The sequence below is a fragment of the Riemerella columbina DSM 16469 genome (assembly GCF_000374405.1).
Taxonomy (GTDB): Bacteria; Bacteroidota; Bacteroidia; order Flavobacteriales; family Weeksellaceae; genus Riemerella; species Riemerella columbina.
In genome coordinates this window covers 131197-147815 of sequence record NZ_KB894229.1, presented here as the reverse complement: position 1 = coordinate 147815, position 16619 = coordinate 131197, and the positions used below count along the sequence as shown (strand labels likewise).

Below are 16619 nucleotides of genomic sequence, written 5' to 3'. Positions count from 1 at the left end.
ACACCATTTTCGATAATGATAATATACCGATTGCCACGAAAGTGTTTTTTCTTTGAAAAAAGATTCTACGGGTAATAAATGCCACTGAATTCCTGTTTTTAATTTGAAAATAATAGCATCTACCACTTCTTCTAAAGGAACTGTTACTTGAAATCCTCTTTTTGCTCGTGGCAAATGTGGGATTATTTCATCTTTTATTGTATCTTTGTCGAGTATTTTATACATCATAGGGTTGACTTTGAAATAATTATGTCTTGCAACACAAATTTCGTCAACCCTTTTTTGTTTTCCAAAAAAAAGTTTAAATCAGTTCTTTATGATTAAGCCTTTGTCTCAAGGATTCATAGCAAGTGATGGCGACGGCGTTACTTAAATTTAGAGAATCAATAGTACCTGCCATCGGCACCAAAACATTTTTACCCACTTGATGCCAAAATTCACTAATTCCCGAATGTTCTGTTCCAAAAATCACCGCTGCTTTTGTTTTTAAATCGATTTGGTAAATCATTTGTGCTTGGTCACTCATAAAGGTGGTGTAAATTTCAAATCCATTGGATTTTAAAAATTCTAAAGTCGTTTTGTTATCGCTTTGGAACACTTGCATTCCAAATAAGCACCCCACGCTAGAGCGTAATACATTAGGATTGTAAAAATCTACTTTGGTATCGGTTACAATCAAAGCCTCTATTCCAAACGCTTCACAACTTCTAAGGATAGCGCCGAGATTTCCAGGTTTTTCAATGCCTTCAATAATAATGATATTCGCGTTGTCCTTAGGTTGATACTTTGCTAAATCTCGATTTGGAATTTTATAAATCCCTAATATTCCTTCCGTAGTTCCTCTATAAGCTAGTTTTTCATAGATTTGCTGAGATATAAAATGACAAGCGTTATGGTTAGGCATTGTTCCTTTAAACAGTGCATCACAAATATAGAGTGCCACGGCTTCGTAGTGAAATTGCAAAGCCCTTTCGTTTTCCTGCTGCCCTTCTACCACAAACACGCCTTCTTTTTTACGAAATCGGTTATCGCTTAGTAGGCGTTTGAGGTATTTTATCTTATCATTTTGACTGCTTTCTATCATTCTGGATTATTATTATCATTCATCAGGCTTTCATTTTGAGACTTTTCAATCAGCGAATCGGAAAGACTTTTTTTACTTTTAATGCCTAATTTTTTTAACTTTTCAGATTGTTTCACCAAATTATCTCTACCTGTATAGAGCTGTCCGAAAGCATCTCGATAAGTAGATTGGGCTTGGTCCATATGTTTGCCTACCTTTTCTAAATTTTCTACAAAGCCTACAAATTTATCATAGAGTTTTGCCCCACGCTCCGCAATTGCCATCGCGTTTTGATTTTGATATTCTCTTTTCCAAAGGTCTGCAATCAACTTTAGAGAGGTAATTAAATTACTTGGGTTAAGCAGTAAAATTCTGCGTTCGTAGGCGAAACTCCACAATTGTGGATCGGCTTGCATGGCAGCGATATAGGCGGGTTCGCTTGGGATAAACATCATTACAAAATCTAGAGATTTCCCATAATCATCATAGGCTTTGCGAGACAATTCTACAATATGATTTTTAACCGATGCTAAGTGTTTATTAAGGTTAATATCGTACACATCTGGGTCGGTTTCGTCTACTAGTTCTGTAAATGCAGTTAGGGAAACTTTAGAATCGATGATGACGGCACGCTGGTCGGGATATTTTACTACGGCATCGGGACGCATTTTTTTACCAGAAAACTGAGAATAAAGGGCTTGGTTGTCCTCATTTTTTAATTCGTGTTCTAGAAAATACTCTCTATTTTTTACCAACCCCGATTTTTCTAAAATACTTTCCAGAATCATTTCGCCCCAGTTGCCTTGCGTTTTAGCCTCACCTTTTAAGGCGCGGGTTAGTTTTTTAGCATCTTCAGAAATTTGTTGATTGAGCTCTGCTAATTCTTTTACTTTTGTACCTAAAGAAAAGCGTTCTTTCGCCTCTTTATCGTAGGTTTCATGGACGGTATTTTTAAGCTCTGTAATTTTCTCTTGAAATGGTTTTAAAATTACACCTAGATTTTCTTTGTTAAGGGTAGTAAACTTTTCTGTTTTTTCGTCTAAAATTTTATTGGCAATATTTTCAAACTGTGTTTTAGCGGCTTCTTGTATTTTGGTAATTTCCTGTTTTTGAGCATCTAATAATTGTTTTAAACCTTCTTTTTCAGCGGTAAGTTGGCTAATTTTTGCATAGTAGTCTTGCAGTTTTTGCTGAAGGTCTTCCCACGCTGAAGTTCTTTGCTGAAGTTGTTGCTGGGTTTCCTCCAAACGCTTGGATTGACTATGAAACTCAGCTGAAATAGTCGATAGTTTATTTTGAAATTGTTGATTTTCAATTATTTTTGATGAAATAGTTTCTTTCTCTAACCGAAGTTCTTGTTCTAATGCTTCAATTTTTGATTGATGGTTTTTTAAATCGGCGGTACTGCCAATATAGTGTTGGTTAAGCTCATCATAAGCAGCACGAGAAACATGCCCAGACTTTAGCATTAAATATAATATGACAGCCCCTAGAGCTATGCCTAAAACAAAAACTAATATTAAATAGACTGCTTCCATCAATTTTGAAACTTGTTTTTAATTAAGAAATTCTAAGCACTTCTTTAGCTAGTTCAATCATTTTGGGTTCCCCAGTATATTTTCCTCTTTCGTCGGAAAGTTTTACGGTAGGAATCCAGTCACCATTAGGGGCTTGTACACCGATGAGCTTCATCACAATATTCATCGGTCTTAGTCCTACATCGTTGGTTAGGTTGGTACCAATACCAAATGAAATACCTATGGTGCCTCTAGTGGCAACGGTAATTTCTTCTACTTTCTCTAAGTTTAAACCATCGGAAAAAATGATGTACTTGAAATTAGGGTTAATTCCGAAAGACTCGTAATGTTTTATGGTTTTTTTGGCAAATTCTATTGGGTCGCCACTGTCGTGTCTTACCCCATCAAATAATTTAGCAAACTTTTTATCGAATTGACGGAAGAAAACTTCAGTAGTGTAAGTGTCTGATAATGCCACTCCTAAATCCCCTCGATACACATCTACCCAATGTTCTAGTGCCAATTGGTTTGCCATTTTGAATCCATATTCCGCAGCGTGAAACATAAACCATTCGTGGGCATGGGTGCCGATAGGTTTTACCCCAAATTTCATCGCAAAATGAACATTAGAAGTCCCTATAAACTGTCCTTTTTTCTCGTCGATAAGTGTTTTTACTACCAGTTCGTGAACTTTATAGGAATGTCTTCTTCTCGTACCAAACTCGGCGAAGGTTACGCCTAGATCATTGAGTTTTTTAGATTTTTCTACGGTATTTTGAATGACCATTTCATTAGAATCGCGTTCTAAATCACTCATTTTATAATGCAATTCCGAAATCAACGCTAACAATGGGACTTCCCATAGAATGGTACGGTACCATAAGCCTTCTACGCTTACTTTTAGTTCGGTTTCGGTTTGGGTAATTTTTACCTCAGAAGGGTCATAATGGTAGCCTTCTAAAAAATCGAGATAAGGTAAATCAAAATAAGGGCAGGTTTCTTTTAGAAATTGTTTTTCCGCTTTGGTCAGTTTTAGTTCTGCCATGGCATCTACACATTTTCTAAGTTCTTCGGCAAATCCTTTGGGGAATTCGTGCTTTCCACGGTTGATGAATTCGTATTTTACTTTATCCGTGGGGAATAGTTTTACCACGGCATTTTGCATGGTTATTTTATAGAAATCGTTGTCCAATATAGACTTTAAACGCACTAGACACATAGTATAATGTTTTGGTATGAATAGCAAAAATAGTTTTTTTTTCTCAAGTGTCCTAACAATCTTATGGATATCCTTTCTGCATTTAGCAAATGGCTGTGTTTTAATAAAAAAGCCGACAATCCTTAGGGCTGGGTCGTCGGCTGAATAGGTAAATTATTAAAATTAATGTTCTGGTTTTACCACTGCGATTTTTTTATCATAAAGTTTTAGAAATATCTTAGAAATACGCATCAGTACGGCTTGTATATCTCTACTCTGTAAGTAAACGCTTGTTTGTAGAATCCCTTGCTTGGTACTAGGTTGGTTTTGGTTGATGGTTTTGATCTGGGCTTCCAGTTGTTGATTAATAAAACTTCTAACATCATTTCTAAGATTTCTAATATCGTCTAGGCTTTCACTCTCAGGTTGCTCTAGAGAAACCAAAATATGATTAAAGAACTGATGCATTTTCTCATTTAAAACTTCTAGTTCCTTTTTGAAATTTTTATCGGTAATTTGGTGTAAATTTTTAACATAAAATAAGGCTTCGTTGCTCAAAGATTTTGTAGATTGGGTTAAATCCTGAATAAAATCGCTACTGAGCAATAGCACCTCTGAGGTTTTTGGGTCGCCAGAAGTGAGCCCTTTAATATACTTGATACTTTTGGTTTTTACTTTAATGCCATGTTCTTCTAAATCTAATATGGCTTGGTGGGCTTTTTGAAGTCTATTCACATCACCTTCTATTAAACCACGCATCACCAAGTCGTAGCTTTGTGCAATTTCGGAAATGGCAGCACAGACTAGAGAACGGTATTTTTCGACCAAATTCAAATCTTGCTGGTCTAGAATACTCAATCGGTCGCTTGCGGTTTTCTTTTTCTTTTCTTTTTTGCTAAAAGAAACCTGAGAGGCTATGATAAAAGTAAATACCACAGCGACTAAGATATAAGTACCAACTTGTCCCCCTTTAAATAAAATAAAGGCGAATAATGCAGATACCGTAAAGGCAATCAGCGCCGTGATAAACCAACCACCAATTACTGAAAGTACCCCTGCCACACGATAAACTGCCGATTCTCTACCCCAAGCTTTATCGGCTAAAGAAGACCCCATAGCCACCATAAAAGAAACATAAGTGGTGGATAATGGTAGTTTTAAAGAGGTAGCCCAAGCGATTAATATAGAAGCGACTACAAGATTGGTTGCCGCACGAACTAAATCAAAAGCAGGTTTATCTTGAACTACAGTAGCTTCCTGAAGTTTTGTTTTTTCAAAACTATTGTTGTAGCGCTTTACAATGGATGAAGGAACGATAACGCCTAAAATATTACTTAATACCAATGAAGAATTCACGATGCTTCTGGATACCGCGTTCGGCTTAAATCTTTCGTCGCCCTCGTCTTGGCGTCCTAAGTTGACTTCTGTTTCGGTTACTTTTTTTGCCTTAGCACTAAACCATATCGTAAGTCCCATGATGATACCAGCAATAATCAGCATATAGTTAGGAACTATAACATCACCACTAGCCAAATAAGTTTGATAAAGCTCGTTGGCAGGGACACCAGAGTCCATCCAGTTTTGATAGGCTAAAAACCCAGTAATCGGTACGCCGATAAAGTTAACCAAGTCATTCCCTGCAAATGCCATGGCTAAAGAGAAAGTACCTGCTAAAACCACAATTTTTAAAGGATTGACTTTAAATGTTTTTTGTAGAACAAGCAAGATAAGACTGGCTACAATAAAAATAGAGCCGAGAATAATCCAAGTATGTTCGCTGATAAATGCTCTTCCAGAAGCACTGATCAAAGTAGTGCCTTTAAGCCCTTTGATTAGTAAGAAGTAGATAATCACAGTAATCCCAACGCCAGAATATACCGCACCGTAGCGACTTAATTTATTTTGGTATTGAAAAGTGAATAATAAACGACACAAATACTGAATGACCACCCCCGCCGTAAAGGCGATTAATATAGACAAAAATATCCCCGACACAATATTGGTTGTACTTTCAAAATTGATGTATTTTCCGATTTCGCTTAGTTTTTCGTCTTTCGCCATAGAAAATAAAATCCCACTGATGAGCGAGGCACCCAATAATTCAAATACAATGGATACAGTAGTAGAAGTGGGCAGTCCAAGGCTATTAAACACATCTAATAAGACGATGTCTGTAAGCATAACGGCTAGAAACACGATAAGGATAATATCAAAAGTAAAGTATTGGGGATAGAAAATACCTTTTCGGGCAATTTCCATAATCCCACTTGAAAATACAGACCCCAGAAGAATCCCTACAATCGCTGTAAAAATAATGGTTTTGTAAGGAGCGGCTTTAGAGCCGATGGCAGAGTTTAAGAAATTTACGGCGTCGTTACTTACCCCTACAATCAGATCGGAAATGGCCAATACAAATAAAAGAACCACTACAAAAACAAAGTATTCCATTGTGTTATTTTTGTGGCAATTCTAAGGATTTTTTAGAATATAAGAGGTAATGTTAATGAAAATTAATATAAAAAAACCATCTAGCAGAGTAGATGGTTTATCAATATTTAATACTGTATATGATAGTAATCTAAAAAGTTTCTAGTGAAGTGCTGTGCTAGAAGCCTCTGAAGCCTGGGAAACGGCTTTCTGATAGATTACTTCTACACCTTCTTGTTCGTATAGTTTTTTGTATCTTACTTCTTCTGGGTCAAATGGTTTGGTTTTACCAAAGTATTCTGCTAAACCTTGTGTAAGCCATAGTGGCACGATAAAGGTTGCAAACATCATAATACACCAGAACCCTGCCATCATCATAGTGAAGAAGAAAACGGTCCATATAAACTGATAAAACGGCCAAAATGCAGATAACATCATTGTCTAAAAATTTTTATAACGCAAAATTAAGATAAATTTATTTTTCTACAAAGGAATTAGCGTAGAAATTTTTGATTAAGTGTAAGATTATGGTTTACCAATTGTTCCCTCACATTTAAAATCATGAGTAATCACGGTATCTTTTTTATGAATATTAAAAGTAAGTTCACCTTTTCGTTTGATAATGGTATCTCCTATTTTTATTTCACTACTATATAGACTCCACCATCTATTAATGCTTTTACACTCACATGATTTATTGGTAATTGGATTTCTTCCCTTCGCACTGAACCATGATGATTGTTCAGGCGTTTTTTCTACTATTAATAAGCACTCTTCGTTTAAATATACTTCCTTAAGTTTGTCACAGTCAACCTCAAGACATGAGACCAAATAAAAACAAAAAATGAAATAGGTAAAGATGTTAAGTTTCATTAGCTATATAATTATAAAAAATTCTAACCACCCTAAAAAACCGAATATGAAAACTAAATATCTCATTAAAGTCCGTATACATAAAATCATGATAGAACGATTTTACTCTTTCTTCTAAATTTAATATAGAGGTTAATCCAAAAATAATCAGTGTTGTTCCTTGTGATAACTATTTAAACTATTTACCCATAGATTAAATCTAATTATCATATTTACCCTCCCAATATTTTTTTAATATCAATATCCAGAAACTTATAAAAATAATAGAGGCTCCTGAGCATGCTAGAACTTTTGTATTGGAAATGCCAATATTTTTTATTATCCCTCTGATAGAAAAGATAAACAAAAATAAATTGGGAATCAGGATTGCGATTAGTTTCTTTTTGGATAGGTTTTGCATAGTGGTCAATTATTTTAAAACTTACTTTTTAGCCTTTATCATAGCCTCTAGAGCGTCCCACATGTCAGAAGGGATTTGTTCTAATAAATTAAATTCCCCTGCACCTTGTAGCCACTCTCCACCATCTATGGTAACTACTTCTCCATTGATAAATCCTGAATAGTCAGAAACTAAATAAGCGGCAAGGTTGGCTAATTCTTGGTGTTCACCTACGCGTCTTAATGGTACTTTTTTACGCATATCGAATTTCTCGGCAAGGTCGCCAGGCAGTAAGCGTTCCCAAGCGCCTTTAGTAGGGAATGGTCCAGGAGCAATGGCATTGAATCGGATGCTATATTTTGCCCATTCTACTGCCAAACTTCTCGTCATTGCCAATACCCCCGCTTTAGCGCACGCCGATGGTACCACATAGCCCGAACCCGTCCAAGCATAAGTGGTTACAATATTCAGAACGGTGCCTTTATGCTTGTGCTCTATCCAATGTTTGCCAATCGCCAAGGTACAGTTTTTAGTGCCTTTAAGCACAATATCAATGATGGCATCAAACGCATTTGCGGATAGGCGTTCGGTGGGCGAGATAAAATTTCCAGCCGCATTATTGAGTAAAATGTCTATCTTTCTAAACTCTTTTAGTGTAGCCTCTTTCATGGCTACTACTTCGTCATAATTTCTTACATCGCAGGCTAATGGAAGCACGGTACCACCCGTAGCATCTTCTAGTTCTTTAGCGGTGTTTTTTAGTTTATCTAAATTTCTGGAAGTGATGACCACTTTTGCGCCTAATTCTAGAAAATATTTGGACATGGCTTTTCCAAGTCCACTACCGCCACCCGTTACAATGGCTATTTTATCTTTAAGCGCTTCTGGCTGAAGCATAGGTTGATAACTCATAAGATTTAATTTTTGTGATTAATATTGATTTTGTGAAAGTATCTTCACTTCTGCTAAGATAATGAATATTTTGCTAATTAAAAACACAAAAAAATCCTCAGGCATTACACCCAAGGATTTTTCTTTCATATTTACTTTTTACTTGTATATTTTTATACCACACCCTGTGCTAGCATGGCTTCTGCAACTTTTACGAATCCAGCGATATTAGCACCTTTTACATAGTTTACATAACCATCGTCTTCTTTACCATAGTCTCTACACATTTTGTGGATGCCAATCATAATTTCTTTTAATCTGGCATCTACCTCTTCTGAAGTCCAGTTAAGACGAATAGAGTTTTGTGTCATCTCTAAACCAGAAGTTGCTACACCACCCGCGTTAGACGCTTTACCTGGCGAGAATAATACTTTATTATCAATAAAATGGTTAATGGCATCTAGCGTAGAAGGCATATTAGCCGCTTCTGTTACACAGATACAACCATTTTCTACCAATTTTTTAGCATCTTCTAGATGAAGTTCATTTTGTGTAGCGGCAGGAATTGCCACATCACATTTTACTTCCCAAGGGCGTTTTCCAGCGTGGAATTCTGCCTCTGGATATTTTTTAAGGTAGTCCTCGGCTCTGTTGTTACCGCTTGCTCTCAATTCTAATAAGTAATCAATTTTTTCTCCGGTGATACCGTCTTTATCATAAATATAGCCATCAGGTCCAGAAATTGTTACCGTTTTACCGCCTAGTTGGTCTACTTTTTTAATAACACCCCAAGCTACATTTCCGAATCCAGACACTGCAAAAGTTTTCCCTTTTACTTCTTCGCCAATGGTTCTTAGCATTTGCTCAGCGAAATAAACTACGCCGTATCCAGTAGCTTCTGGACGAATTAATGAACCACCATAAGCCAATCCTTTGCCAGTTAATACCCCCGTAAATTCATTTCTGATTTTTTTGTATTGACCGAATAGGTAACCAATCTCACGGGCACCTACGCCAATATCTCCCGCAGGAACATCGGTTTGAGGTCCAATATGCTTGCATAATTCTGTCATAAATGCTTGGCAGAATCTCATGATTTCCATGTCGGATTTCCCTTGTGGGTCAAAGTCCGATCCACCTTTACCCCCGCCCATAGGAAGCGTCGTTAGTGAGTTTTTGAACACTTGCTCGAAGGCCAGGAATTTCAATACAGATAAGTTTACGGTAGGATGGAATCTAATACCGCCTTTATAAGGTCCAATAGCAGAGTTCATTTGGATTCTAAACCCTCTGTTTACTTGGATTTCTCCTTTGTCGTCTACCCAAGGCACACGGAAAATTACGGTTCTTTCAGGCTCTACCATTCTTTCTAGAAGTTTCATTCCACGGTATTCTTTTTTAGTGGCGATGAATGGTATTACGGTCACTGCAACTTCTTTTACGGCTTGTAAAAACTCTGGTTCATTTGGGTTTTTTGCCTCTACAGTTGCTATAAATTCTTGAATTTTTTGATCTACATTATATTGTTCCATAGCGATTAATTGATAGCAACAAAGTTAAACTTTTTTTAATATTACACAAATGTTAATTGTTAGTTTTGCGGTATTTTTAACAAAATAAAATTTAATCTATTACTTTAAAATGGCTATGGCGATTTTTATAAAAGCAGAATAATTTTTAGGGGTTAAAATTTTTATTATTTTAATCGTGATTTTATAGCGTAATTGAATATAAGCGTCCCGAATTAGTACGGATAATTCCCATAATTTCTAATTCTAGTAATACGGGTAATAAAGAAAAAGGATGTTCTTGTAACTGGGTGGCCAATTCATCTAACGATACTTCTGGGTGGGTTTCAATAGTAGAGTATATCCGCTGTTGTAGTGGTGCAAGTGGTGGGAGGGTTTTTGGAAATAATTCAGGAGTTTTACTTTTGGAATGATTTAAGTTCAAATCTTCTAGTAACGACGCAATATCGCAAATGATTTTCGCTTTATTTTGAAAAATAATTTTATTACATCCTTGGCTATACTTTTGGTGGATATTGCCTGGCAAAGCATAAACTTCTCTATTATATTGGTTGGCAAAAGTCACGGTGCTCATAGAGCCTCCAGCATAGGCAGATTCTACTACGATGGTAGCGTCTGAAAATCCAGCAATAATTCTATTTCTTTGTAAAAAATGCTCACGGTCTGGTTTATCTTTAGAGTTAAACTCTGAGAATAGTGCGCCGCCTTGTGCTAATATCTGTTGTGCTAAAGGTTTGTGTTTAGCGGGATAAAGGGTGTGTAGCCCATGAGCCAATACCGCTGAGGTTTTTATATTGTGCTTTAAGGCTTCTTGATGGGCATTACCATCAGTACCAAGGGCTAAACCACTTATAATCTGTACATTTTTATCCTTAAGTTGAGAAATGAAATTTTGCAGAAATTCTTTGCCATAATTGGTGGCATTTCGAGTGCCAATAATACTGATGTTAATGGTGTTTTCATCAAAATTGCCTTTTTGATAAAGCAGGGCTGGAGCGTCATAACAATGATTTAGTAATTGAGGCAATTGCCCTAGATGTCTTAGTAGAATTTTAATGTTATGAGCTTTACAGAATTTTAGTTCTTGCTCGGCAAAGTTTAAATATTGCTCCTCTCCAATGTGCTTTACAATAGCGTTTCCAATGCCCGAAATACCTTTAAGATGATTTTTAGACAATTGCCATACTTCTTTAGCAGAACCTACGGCATCTACTAAGATTTTAAAATTAACATCGCCTATATTAGGACATTGTCTTAACGCAATAGCATATAAAATTTCTTCAGTATTCATAGAAACAAATGTAATAAATTTTTCGAATACTGAAGTGGTTGCCTATAGGCGTCTTGCCATTTCCATTTTGTAGGACATCAAATTGGCAATGTTGGCGGCTTTATATTTTGCGGTTTCTGCCATAGAGCCACTATATAGCTCATCAATTGTTTCTGACCACAATTTTAGCCAATGTTCGAAATGATGTTTTTCCATAGCGGTAACTTCGTTGAGTGGAAAATGGGCACCCATAGGATTACCTTTATAAGCCACTTCTCCAAACAATAGGGTTTGCCAGAAATTATACATTTTGGGCAGATGCTCATCCCAATCTACTTTGGCAATATCGGTAAAGAAAAATCCAATGATATCGTCTTGTCCAATTTTATCGTAAAATCGGTTGACTAATCGTTCTATATCGGCTCTGTTTTCAATGTCTTTCATAATTATATTGTATTATGGGACAAAAATAAGACTTTTTTGTCTTAAATGAATAATGCCAATAAAAATAATGAGATTTATCTACTAATTGCCTTCAAAATTAGTAAGTAATTTCTGCCATTGAGAAGTCCTTAAGGTGCTAATTAATGCAGGGTCTATTTTATCTGCCAATTCGGTATTTTTTGGAAAACAATAGGCAAAATAATCTCTACGCAAACTATGTGGGAGGATAATGATATCATCATCTAGATTCATATGGGTAATTGCCGACTTCAGCATAGGCTCATCGTATACCATCACCTCTGATTTTTCTTCATTTAAGTTCGTTATGCCTTGTTCCACAGAGGCTACCGTAGTATATTTGATATTGGAATTTTCTAAGAATGAAGCAGAGCTAGAGCCTTCTACTGTTTCTACTTTAAATTTGGATAAAATACTAATATTGCTAATGTCTTTCGTGAGGTTTTGTACCGTAAGGGACGAGGCTATACCAGCCGTCATACTGGAAATCGTAACAATTGCAAAGAACATCCATACTATGGCTACTAGGCGTCCCATAAAAGTGATGGGGGCTTTATCGCCATATCCTACGGTGGTCATTGTAACGGCGCTCCACCAGAAGCCTTGTTCAAGTCCTTTCCAGCGACCTTCGCCAAATTGTTCTTTATTTTCTTTACGCTCGAAAATCCAAATTAAAAAACCAAAAATAAAAATAACCGTTGCTAATGCACCCACCGCAGAGATAAAACTCCAACTCCAAAGGTTTTTGATCACATTCCATACTGCGGATTGATTTTTCTTAGCCATTACTGTGTTAGAAATAAAATAGGGTTGTGTAAAATCAAATTGTTCTGCTCTTTTTTCAGTTACGGTGATGGGGTTTATGGTGAAATCTATTTCGCCTTTTTCTACCGCGGTAAGTAAATCGGATAGATTATTGTATTCTTTATATTCTGTTTCCCAATTAAGGTTTTGGTTAACCATATTCCAAGAGTCAATACTGATGCCTGTAAACTGATTGCCAGATTTATTTACGAAAGGAGGCGAAACCTTTACGCCAACAGTTACCTTTAGGGTTTCTACATTTTCTTTGGCACTTAACGGGTGCCCTAAGGTAAAAATACTAAAAATTAAAATAAATACTTTTAATAAAAATCTCATAAAGGGTTTATTTTTAAAGGGCTGTAAAGATAAATAAATTTATGTAAAAGTATGGTTCAGAGTTCCGGGAAGGGAGTTTGGAGCGAAAATATCAATTGTAAAATAAAATACAAAGCAATGATAATTAATATTTTCTTTTGTAACAACTGTCTTACAATTAATTTTTAAGCCATATACAATGGGACTTTTGAAAGATGCTTTATTTTTGACTCAAACTTTAAAAATTAAAAGCGATGAGAAAATTTTGTAAGACCTTAGCATGGATATTATTAGTGATCATTAGCTATGCGTGCAGTAAAAGCGAAAAGAATTTTGGTGAAGCTGATAGACATACCGAATCTATGGACGAAGCCTCGGAAGTGTCGATGGCGGCAAGTCAAACAATAGAAGGTAAAGAGTTTCTAAAATCGGCGAGTGTAGATATGGAAGTAAAAAATGCATACGATGCCACCGTCTATATTGAACATCAATTAAAAGCGTTGGGTGGTTATGTTACTTCTAGCCATTTGGAAGCGGAGGTATTATCGGAAAAAGTTTATGAAACCTCGGACAAAGAAGCGGTATTAGTGAAAAAATTTCGCACAGAAAATCGGATGCAGGTTCGGGTGCCTTCGTCTGAGCTAGGGCAGTTTTTAGAAAGTGTCCATAATAAAAGTGTGTTTTTGAATACCCGATTGATAGATGCAAAAGATATTAGTATTCAAAAGAAAAATTTAGCCTTAAAACAGACCGATGCACAGACGACCCAAAAAGTCATTAATGCTATGAAACCCGATGAGAAAAAAGTAGAAGAAACCAAAGAGAACCTAACATCAGCTAGAGAACAGAAAATAGCACAAATGACGATGCAAGATTTGGTGGATTATAGTGTGGTAGATATTTACATCAAAGAACCTCAAACCAGAGTGGCGAGTATTAAGATTGAAAATACCAACACCATTGAAAATCAATATGGAAGTAGTTTTTGGTTAGAGGCGAAACACGCATTGGTTAATGGCCTTTTTATGATTAAAATGACCTTTGTGATGTTGCTTAATATTTGGCCTTTTATCGTTATTGCAATACTGGTAGGGATAGTTTATAGAAAAAGAAAGCAGAACTTTTTTAGAAAGGGAAAAGAATAAATTCTGATTTTTTTTAAATGAAGATACTGTTGAGAATACCTCAATGGTATCTTTGTTTTTTGTACCTTTGCGTAAGAAAATAAACCGATGCTAAAACAAAGTATGTTACCTAGAATCAATCCTACCCAAACCAACGCTTGGCAAAAATTAGACGCCCATATTGATGAGTTTAGTTTTGATTTGAGAATACTTTTCTCAGAAAACCCTCAGCGATTTAAAGACTTTTCAATTGAGCGTTCCAATTATCTTTTTGACTATTCTAAAAATTTAATTAATGCTAAAACTAAATCTTTATTATTAGATTTGGCAAAGGAATGTCAATTAGATAAAGCCATAGACGCTATGTTTAGCGGTGAACTAATTAACGAAACCGAAGGTCGCGCCGTATTGCATACTGCATTAAGAGATTATTCTGATAAGCCTATTCTCGTAAATGGCGAAAATATAAAGCCAAAGATTAAAGCGGTGCTTAATCAAATGAAGGATTTTTCAGAAAAGGTTATTTTTGGGCAACATCTAGGCTATACGGGGAAGAAAATCACCGATGTGGTGAATATTGGAATTGGCGGCTCAGACCTTGGGCCACTGATGGTGTGTAATGCTTTGAAACATTATAAAACAAGACTAAATGTGCATTTTGTTTCTAATGTAGATGGGGCGCATTTAGCAGAGACTTTAAAAAACCTCAATCCAGAAACTACGCTGTTTATCATAGCTTCTAAAACTTTTACCACACAAGAAACTATGACGAATGCGCAGTCGGCTAAAGATTGGTTGTTGCAGTCGGCATCGCTGGCTGATGTGGCAAAACATTTTGTGGCACTTTCTACGAATGTGAAAGCGGTGGAGGCGTTTGGGATTGCTTCGCAACATATTTTTGAATTTTGGGATTGGGTTGGCGGTCGCTATTCCTTGTGGAGTGGCATAGGATTAAGTATTGTATTAGCGGTGGGATATGATAATTTTGAACAACTATTAAAAGGCGCTTATGATACCGATCAGCATTTTAGAACTGCGGAATGGACAGAGAACATTCCCGTACTGATGGGGCTTTTAGGAATTTGGTATCGTAACTTTTGTGGCGCGAGTACCTACGCTATTTTGCCTTATGCTCAATATCTAGACCGTTTTCCCGCCTATCTTCAGCAGGGTGATATGGAAAGTAATGGTAAAAGTGTGGATAGAGCGGGTGAGTTTACAGAATATGAAACAGGACCAATTATTTGGGGTGAGCCAGGGACTAATGGACAGCATGCTTTTTACCAATTGATTCATCAAGGGATGGATATGATTCCATCGGATTTTATTGCTTATGTAAAATCTGCACATCAGGTGTCCGACCATCAAGAAAAATTATTGGCAAACTTCTTTGCTCAAACGGAAGCTTTAGCCTTTGGTAAAAATGAAGATGAGGTAATTTCAGAATTAAAGCAAGCTGGAAAATCAAAAGAAGAAATAGACCAATTATTAAACTATAAGATATTTCAAGGAAATATTCCGACCAATTCCTTGTTATTTGAGGAGTTAACCCCTTTTTCTTTAGGGCAATTGATTGCCTTATACGAACATAAAATTTTTGTACAAGGTGTGATATGGAATATTTTCAGTTTTGACCAATTTGGGGTGGAACTCGGGAAGGTTTTGGCTAAAAATATTTTATCTGAGCTAAAAGACAATCAACCCGTCACTACTCATGATAGCTCTACCAATGGATTGATGAATTACTTTCTGAATCATAAATAAAAAATAAATCAATAAAAAGTAAATCAATAAAAAGTAAAAACTAAAGTTGTATGGCACAAATACTAGATGGATTAAAAGTCTCAAAGGAAATCAAGCAAGAAATCAAAGAAGATGTAGAAAAAATCAAAGCATCGGGCAGTCGTAAGCCACATTTGTCGGCAATATTAGTCGGGAACAATAGTGCGAGTAAAGCTTATGTAAATGCTAAAATCAAAGATTGTGCAGAGGTAGGGTTTGAATCTTCATTGCATAAATTCCCAAGTACCGCTTCAGAAGCAGAAGTTTTGGAAAAAATTAGAGAACTAAACGAAGACCCTGATGTAGATGGATTTATCGTTCAGTTACCATTACCAAAACAAATGGATCAAGAGAAAATTATTATGGCGATTGATCCACGCAAAGATGTCGATGGATTTCATCCTGAGAACTTTGGGCGTATGGCGCTAGAGATGGATACTTTTCTTCCCGCTACCCCTTTTGGAATTTTAACACTTTTAGAACGCTACCAAATAGAAACCAAAGGAAAGCATTGTGTAATTATTGGCAGAAGCCGTATCGTTGGACGCCCAATGAGTATTTTGATGGGAAGAAAAGACTTTCCTGGGAATTCTACGGTTACATTAACGCACTCTTATACCTCTCGGATTGAAGAATTTACTAGGAATGCCGATATTGTCATTACAGCTTTAGGAGATCCTTACTTTTTAAAAGCCGATATGATCAAAGAGGGTGCTATCATTATAGATGTAGGAATTACGCGTGTAGATGATGATAGCGAAAAAGGATACAAACTCGCTGGTGATGTAGATTTTGATAGTTGTGCGGAAAAAGCATCATGGATTACGCCCGTGCCTGGTGGTGTAGGACCTATGACGAGGGCCATGTTGATGAAAAATACACTATTATCTTACAAGAAAAGCATTTATAAGGATTAATAGTGACTATTCCTATGGGATTGATAGTTATTAACAATCAAAAATTATTGCATTAGGGCGGTTTATTT

At 36.2% G+C, this 16619-nt stretch carries 15 protein-coding genes; 3 read left to right on the top strand and 12 right to left on the bottom strand.

Features of this window, described 5'->3' with window-relative positions; genetic code table 11:
* From C237_RS12960 to C237_RS0105460, 12 genes are all read right to left on the bottom strand, one after another.
* Positions 1–228 (bottom strand): transposase (locus C237_RS12960; RefSeq protein WP_018675503.1); only part of this gene is annotated, 228 nt, incomplete at its 3' end.
* Positions 229–301: 73 nt separating this feature from the next.
* The gene (locus C237_RS0105515) at positions 302–1084 is read right to left on the bottom strand and encodes a TrmH family RNA methyltransferase (protein WP_018675502.1); all 783 of its coding nucleotides are present in this window, start codon (positions 1082–1084) and stop codon (positions 302–304) included.
* Positions 1081–2601 (bottom strand): DNA recombination protein RmuC, encoded by a 1521-nt coding sequence (locus C237_RS0105510; protein WP_018675501.1) that lies wholly within the window; start codon positions 2599–2601, stop codon positions 1081–1083. The genes C237_RS0105515 and C237_RS0105510 overlap by 4 nt, the downstream gene beginning before the upstream one ends.
* A gap of 22 nt (positions 2602–2623) precedes the next feature.
* Entirely contained in the window at positions 2624–3799 is a 1176-nt protein-coding gene (pncB, locus tag C237_RS0105505) for a nicotinate phosphoribosyltransferase (RefSeq protein ID WP_018675500.1), read from the bottom strand.
* A 162-nt stretch (positions 3800–3961) separates the two neighbouring features.
* Entirely contained in the window at positions 3962–6226 is a 2265-nt protein-coding gene (locus C237_RS0105500) for an inorganic phosphate transporter (protein ID WP_018675499.1), read from the bottom strand.
* Positions 6227–6367: 141 nt separating this feature from the next.
* A complete protein-coding gene (locus C237_RS0105495; protein ID WP_026315514.1) occupies positions 6368–6643 on the bottom strand; it encodes a hypothetical protein in 276 nt (91 codons plus the stop codon).
* A gap of 87 nt (positions 6644–6730) precedes the next feature.
* Positions 6731–7078 (bottom strand): hypothetical protein, encoded by a 348-nt coding sequence (locus tag C237_RS12955; protein ID WP_018675497.1) that lies wholly within the window; start codon positions 7076–7078, stop codon positions 6731–6733.
* 421 nt (positions 7079–7499) lie between these two features.
* Entirely contained in the window at positions 7500–8369 is an 870-nt protein-coding gene (locus tag C237_RS0105480; RefSeq protein ID WP_018675495.1) for an SDR family oxidoreductase, read from the bottom strand.
* Between the two features lie 152 nt (positions 8370–8521).
* Entirely contained in the window at positions 8522–9880 is a 1359-nt protein-coding gene (gene gdhA, locus C237_RS0105475) for an NADP-specific glutamate dehydrogenase (protein WP_018675494.1), read from the bottom strand.
* Positions 9881–10061: 181 nt separating this feature from the next.
* Positions 10062–11168 carry a DNA-processing protein DprA gene (dprA, locus tag C237_RS0105470; RefSeq protein ID WP_018675493.1) on the bottom strand — a complete coding sequence of 369 codons (1107 nt, stop codon included), beginning with the start codon at positions 11166–11168 and terminating at the stop codon, positions 10062–10064.
* Between the two features lie 42 nt (positions 11169–11210).
* A complete protein-coding gene (locus C237_RS0105465; RefSeq protein WP_018675492.1) occupies positions 11211–11591 on the bottom strand; it encodes a group III truncated hemoglobin in 381 nt (126 codons plus the stop codon).
* Between the two features lie 81 nt (positions 11592–11672).
* Positions 11673–12749, bottom strand: a complete 1077-nt coding sequence (locus tag C237_RS0105460) for a transporter substrate-binding domain-containing protein (RefSeq protein WP_018675491.1) — start codon at positions 12747–12749, stop codon at positions 11673–11675.
* A gap of 233 nt (positions 12750–12982) precedes the next feature.
* On the opposite strand from C237_RS0105460, the gene C237_RS0105455 reads away from it, so the two are divergent.
* The 3 genes from C237_RS0105455 (at position 12983) to C237_RS0105445 (ending at position 16551) form a co-directional block, all read left to right on the top strand.
* Complete coding sequence (locus tag C237_RS0105455; RefSeq protein ID WP_018675490.1) at positions 12983–13873, top strand: DUF4349 domain-containing protein; 891 nt, start codon at positions 12983–12985, stop codon at positions 13871–13873.
* Positions 13874–13975: 102 nt separating this feature from the next.
* Entirely contained in the window at positions 13976–15616 is a 1641-nt protein-coding gene (pgi, locus tag C237_RS0105450) for a glucose-6-phosphate isomerase (protein WP_026315513.1), read from the top strand.
* Between the two features lie 50 nt (positions 15617–15666).
* Positions 15667–16551 carry a bifunctional 5,10-methylenetetrahydrofolate dehydrogenase/5,10-methenyltetrahydrofolate cyclohydrolase gene (locus tag C237_RS0105445; RefSeq protein ID WP_018675488.1) on the top strand — a complete coding sequence of 295 codons (885 nt, stop codon included), beginning with the start codon at positions 15667–15669 and terminating at the stop codon, positions 16549–16551.
* Positions 16552–16619: the final 68 nt, after the last annotated feature.

What these genes read in the sequence shown, in the direction of transcription:
- pncB (WP_018675500.1), bottom strand. Translation starts at nt 3,799, where the DNA reads ATGTGTCTAGTGCGTTTAAAGTCTATATTGGACAACGATTTCTATAAA.
- pgi (WP_026315513.1), top strand. Translation starts at nt 13,976, where the DNA reads ATGTTACCTAGAATCAATCCTACCCAAACCAACGCTTGGCAAAAATTA.
- C237_RS0105515 (WP_018675502.1), bottom strand. Translation starts at nt 1,084, where the DNA reads ATGATAGAAAGCAGTCAAAATGATAAGATAAAATACCTCAAACGCCTA.
- C237_RS0105510 (WP_018675501.1), bottom strand. Translation starts at nt 2,601, where the DNA reads ATGGAAGCAGTCTATTTAATATTAGTTTTTGTTTTAGGCATAGCTCTA.
- C237_RS12955 (WP_018675497.1), bottom strand. Translation starts at nt 7,078, where the DNA reads ATGAAACTTAACATCTTTACCTATTTCATTTTTTGTTTTTATTTGGTC.
- C237_RS0105455 (WP_018675490.1), top strand. Translation starts at nt 12,983, where the DNA reads ATGAGAAAATTTTGTAAGACCTTAGCATGGATATTATTAGTGATCATT.
- C237_RS0105445 (WP_018675488.1), top strand. Translation starts at nt 15,667, where the DNA reads ATGGCACAAATACTAGATGGATTAAAAGTCTCAAAGGAAATCAAGCAA.
- dprA (WP_018675493.1), bottom strand. Translation starts at nt 11,168, where the DNA reads ATGAATACTGAAGAAATTTTATATGCTATTGCGTTAAGACAATGTCCT.
- C237_RS0105480 (WP_018675495.1), bottom strand. Translation starts at nt 8,369, where the DNA reads ATGAGTTATCAACCTATGCTTCAGCCAGAAGCGCTTAAAGATAAAATA.
- C237_RS0105495 (WP_026315514.1), bottom strand. Translation starts at nt 6,643, where the DNA reads ATGATGTTATCTGCATTTTGGCCGTTTTATCAGTTTATATGGACCGTT.
- gdhA (WP_018675494.1), bottom strand. Translation starts at nt 9,880, where the DNA reads ATGGAACAATATAATGTAGATCAAAAAATTCAAGAATTTATAGCAACT.
- C237_RS0105460 (WP_018675491.1), bottom strand. Translation starts at nt 12,749, where the DNA reads ATGAGATTTTTATTAAAAGTATTTATTTTAATTTTTAGTATTTTTACC.
- C237_RS0105465 (WP_018675492.1), bottom strand. Translation starts at nt 11,591, where the DNA reads ATGAAAGACATTGAAAACAGAGCCGATATAGAACGATTAGTCAACCGA.
- C237_RS0105500 (WP_018675499.1), bottom strand. Translation starts at nt 6,226, where the DNA reads ATGGAATACTTTGTTTTTGTAGTGGTTCTTTTATTTGTATTGGCCATT.